This is a genomic window from Gilliamella sp. Bif1-4 (assembly GCF_001690535.1).
Taxonomy (GTDB): domain Bacteria; phylum Pseudomonadota; class Gammaproteobacteria; order Enterobacterales; family Orbaceae; genus Gilliamella; species Gilliamella bombi.
In genome coordinates, this window is sequence record NZ_LZHC01000027.1 from 1 (window position 1) to 4,007 (window position 4,007).

A 4,007-nucleotide genomic window follows, 5' to 3' on the forward strand; every position below is an offset into this window, starting at 1 on the left:
TTCCGCAGCAATTTGGCTACTGGTGATATTAACATGACCTTCTTTACTGTTAATGTAAATATTATTCGCCGTTAATGAAGATGGATTTTGCGCTGTGGCATCGGCATGATGTTGTTCACCGTTACGCTGGTCACCATACGGTAACATGCCCACTCCATGATTTGGGCTGCTATTAATAAAGCGAATACTTGAGCCAGCAGTAGGTACCCCTAAGGTGATATTGGTCTGTTTACTGCTGGATTTATTGTGCTCGTTTTGCTTATCGGTTGAGGTGGTAATATTGACATCACGATTAGCTTCAATAATGATATTTTCACCGGCGGCTAACTGCGCACCACTTATCATTACATCGCCATGCGTTATTTTGATGTTAATGTTTTATTTGAATTATAGGATTTGGTGACAATGTTAACTGCCACCAAATAGATAAAAGTTTTATAAGGTGTATCTCAGAGTAAGCTATTACAGTCAATTATTAAACTTTCGATGAAGATCTAGAAAATAAAAAATATCCCATCTTTTAGATGGGGATCTTCTTAGTCTGTTTAAAATAATAATGACTCAGTTAATTATTGTTAATATTCTTTACGCAAATAAAACCAACCTAAATTGCCTTTTTGATCATAAATGCTAGTTGAATTTGGAACAACTGAAAGATTCAAGTACATTCCTACAAATTCTTGATATAAATCAGAAATAACTTCTGTATGAGCACATTCCATTTCCTCCTTTTCCTCTTCGGTTAATTCACTATCAAAAAATATCGTTATTGTTAAATCTTGCTCAACTATACTTGCAGTTACTCCTCGCATCTTTTTAGATGCTCGATCAATTAAACTATACATTGTATATATATTGATTCTATTTTCTAATTGCACTTGTTCTTCCTTTGTTTTATTTGCATACATAATTTATGGTCTCGCAGGTACAATATGCACCCCATTTTTAGCATAATGAATAGTAAAGTTTTTTGTTGGAACAAAAGATTTTGTAGTCACATCATAATATTGGCCAATTATTCTATTGGTTGATGCTACCTCTTTCGAACCAGGATTACCTATAAGTCTTCCTGTCGGAATTTCTCTTCCTGTTCCAGCATGATTATTAACCAATTGCTGAACATCAATATTTGAATCAATAGTACTCCTTGGTATAGGAGCGCTTGCATTTGCCGTTTTATGCTCATTAGTACCAACAATATGTTTGTTTTGTTGATTCATATTAACAGTTAAGTTTGGGTTTGCACCTGGGGCAAAATTAGCACCTGGTTTTACAGTAGGGTTACTAACATTTTTCCCCTTTCCAGCATTTAATTCTTTTTCATTTTTGGCATGCTCGCCAAACTTACTTGATTTATTGCCTTTTTGAGATGTTGCTACATTATTCTCAACTTTTTCTTTTATAAATTGTTGGAATTGTTTATTTGTACTTTTGGCACCAAATCGACTTAAAGCAGTATTTAATTCTAATAAAGATTCAGTATCTGCACCAGATAAATAATCACCTGTAGCTTTGTTTAGTACTGAAATCAAATCCGCCTTATCCGTGTCAGTTAAAGCTTTATCAGCCATAGCAAGTGCCGCCATAGCGGCACTAATTGGTCCTGGTAAAAATGCACCTATTTGCTCTGGGGCTCGCATCCAGAGTTCAACATAATCGCTACCATTAGGCATATCTTTACCTGTCACTAGCCTATCTAGCGCTGCATAAGTTTCTTCTTGTGTTAGATAACCTGCTGCTGAGGCATGGAGGATACCTTCATAATTTGCCCCTGTTTCAGGTGAAAGACCTATAAAATCGCCACCAAATCCACCATCAGCCCAACTTAATCCATTATTTTCAACCGCATTTTTCCCCGCAGCAACGCCAGTATTCACATCTTGGATATCACCGCCGGCAGCGGCTATTGCTAGGCCTGTGGCGAGTTGTGATAGGGCGCTGATTTGTTGTCTTTCTTTTTGTGATAATTCCGCTACTGTTTTACCTGGGTAAAGAATACCCATGATAACCTCAGCACCACGTTCACTTGCAGCAGCACCCAAGCCACCCACTAGTGCAGAGTTGCCTTGTAGCTCGGCTACCACCGCACCGAGTATGGCATGGCTGACGGTATTGGCAACTATATCACCTTCCGTATGCTGTTTTATAATAGTCGCAATTTTTGGTGCAAGTGCCCCTGCGGCTGCCCCTGTCATGTCACCACTGATTAAGCCGTTGATGAGGCTAACCGCCATGTCAATGCCTTGACGGGTGTCACTGCCCATCGCTGACATGCCTTGATTCATCGATTCTTTGTAGGCGTCTTCGTAGATTTTTTGTTGCTCTTCTTCTGTTAGTCCCTTGTTTTTACTTTTCTCTTTTTCCTTTTCTACCGCTTCTTTTGCCTTGGATTCAGCTCTTATCCGGTCAATATGATTAAGCATCGTTAACGTTTCACCACCAATTTCACTCACTAAATGCGTTTGGTCGATGATGTCTTGCTCTTTTTGTTTGTTAAAAATGTGTTTGAGCTCGTTATTCGCCTGCTCAGTATCTCGGCTTAGTTCGTTGATATCTTGTTTTTGGGTGTCTTTGTTGCGGATAATTATCGTCCCTTCCGATACCGCTGAATGCGTCGTCGAATGTTCGCTTTCGTTTTTGTTGCGACTGGTTGGCATTGATGGCATGCCGCTAGAGCTTACCCCTGCACTGCTGCTACTGACTTGGTAGTCCGCTTTGTTTTCGATATCACTAAAGCTGATTGTGCCGGTGTCAAGGCGGTTTTGGCTCTTGTCTTTCGCTTCTGAGGCTATTACCACCACGGCTAGAACAAAAACAACAAAAACTCAAATAAAATCAATGCCTTTTCTGACTGATTTTTTGTAAGTAAAAATAGTAACTTAATGTATTTTTTATGTTTTAGATAGAAGGAGATATGACACAATGCGCAATGCAACAAGTAGGCTTTATTTTCTACAATGGTGTATAAAAATAATAATGGTTAAAGCAGTGCTAAGCCGAAATTAGTAATAAAAAAATTAATTATAGAATTTAGTGACAGCATTAACTGTCACTTTTAAATGGCAAAGGCGCAAAATTTAGAATATAACCTATTTTAACTATAAATATAATAATCAATTTCTATTTCTGCGTTTATCCCATTAATAAAATTTAAGCTTTTAGTATTAAAATATATTGCTGGCTTCTCATTATTTTCTATTTTTATTAAAATCATAAAAACAAAATTTACTTTGAAATCATTTTTAATTTTTAATAGTATGTTTTCTCTAGGTTTCAATAAAGCAATTATCTTATCTAATTGATCATTAATATCAAACGAAAACTCTTCTTTAGTAGCTACTGTCCAACTTGTTTCAACACTTTTGTTTCTTCCCCCTTCAGGAACTAATCCTTTTATTCTAGTTTCATTTGGCTCTATGCCTATTCTTTTTATTACATCATTTAAGTCAAAATCATCTCCATAAATAGAAAATGATACAGACACTGTCGTTCTATCCATTTTTATATCCTATTTTATAAAATAACCAGTTCTAATACCATCACCCAAACCACCTTTTCTAAATAACATTAACTCACCACTCTTCTTGTCAATATAAATATCATATTTAGAGTTACTGCCTTTTCCAAAAAATTCTTCTTTAATCTTATGAGCATCAAATCCTTTTTTCTTAAGGTAGTTATCATTTGCCATTTTTATATCTGACTTTTTATTAGAATCATTTCTACTATCGTCATCATCAGGTGGTAATCCAGAAGCCCCGCCAGCTGTACTACTTCCAGTTCCTGCTAACGCATTATCCGTATTTTTCTTACCCTCCTTCTTCTTTAGAGAATCATTATAATAACGCTCATAAGTTTTTAGTACTGCATCTTCAAGGAATCCATCTCCCATTGGATCGACTAATGCAATTTCAATTAGTCGCCTTTGTTCCAAATTTAGACTTTCTAAAAATGCTTTTGATTCTGCTGCTGTAAGACCTTCAGCCATTAATACATCTACCGCATTA

The 4,007-nt window shown here is 36.4% G+C and carries 5 protein-coding genes; all 5 read right to left on the reverse strand.

The features are described from left to right. The coding region (locus tag A9G25_RS05825) for a hemagglutinin repeat-containing protein (RefSeq protein ID WP_335340326.1) at positions 1 to 375 on the reverse strand (375 nt) is incomplete at its 3' end. A gap of 200 nt (positions 376 to 575) precedes the next feature. Further along, positions 576 to 878: a hypothetical protein gene (locus A9G25_RS05830; protein ID WP_141675011.1), complete on the reverse strand. Its 303-nt coding sequence runs from the start codon at positions 876 to 878 to the stop codon at positions 576 to 578. A 33-nt stretch (positions 879 to 911) separates the two neighbouring features. Then, entirely contained in the window at positions 912 to 2,801 is a 1,890-nt protein-coding gene (locus tag A9G25_RS05835) for a polymorphic toxin type 50 domain-containing protein (protein WP_141675012.1), read from the reverse strand. A 293-nt stretch (positions 2,802 to 3,094) separates the two neighbouring features. Next, a complete protein-coding gene (locus A9G25_RS05840) occupies positions 3,095 to 3,499 on the reverse strand; it encodes a DUF4279 domain-containing protein (protein ID WP_065574078.1) in 405 nt (134 codons plus the stop codon). Between the two features lie 9 nt (positions 3,500 to 3,508). Then, positions 3,509 to 4,007: polymorphic toxin type 33 domain-containing protein (locus A9G25_RS13010; RefSeq protein ID WP_218057550.1), on the reverse strand; the 499-nt coding region annotated here is incomplete at its 5' end.

Excerpts from the sequence above, each read along its gene's own strand:
- A9G25_RS05840 (WP_065574078.1), bottom strand. The coding sequence starts at position 3,499 with ATGGATAGAACGACAGTGTCTGTATCATTTTCTATTTATGGAGATGAT.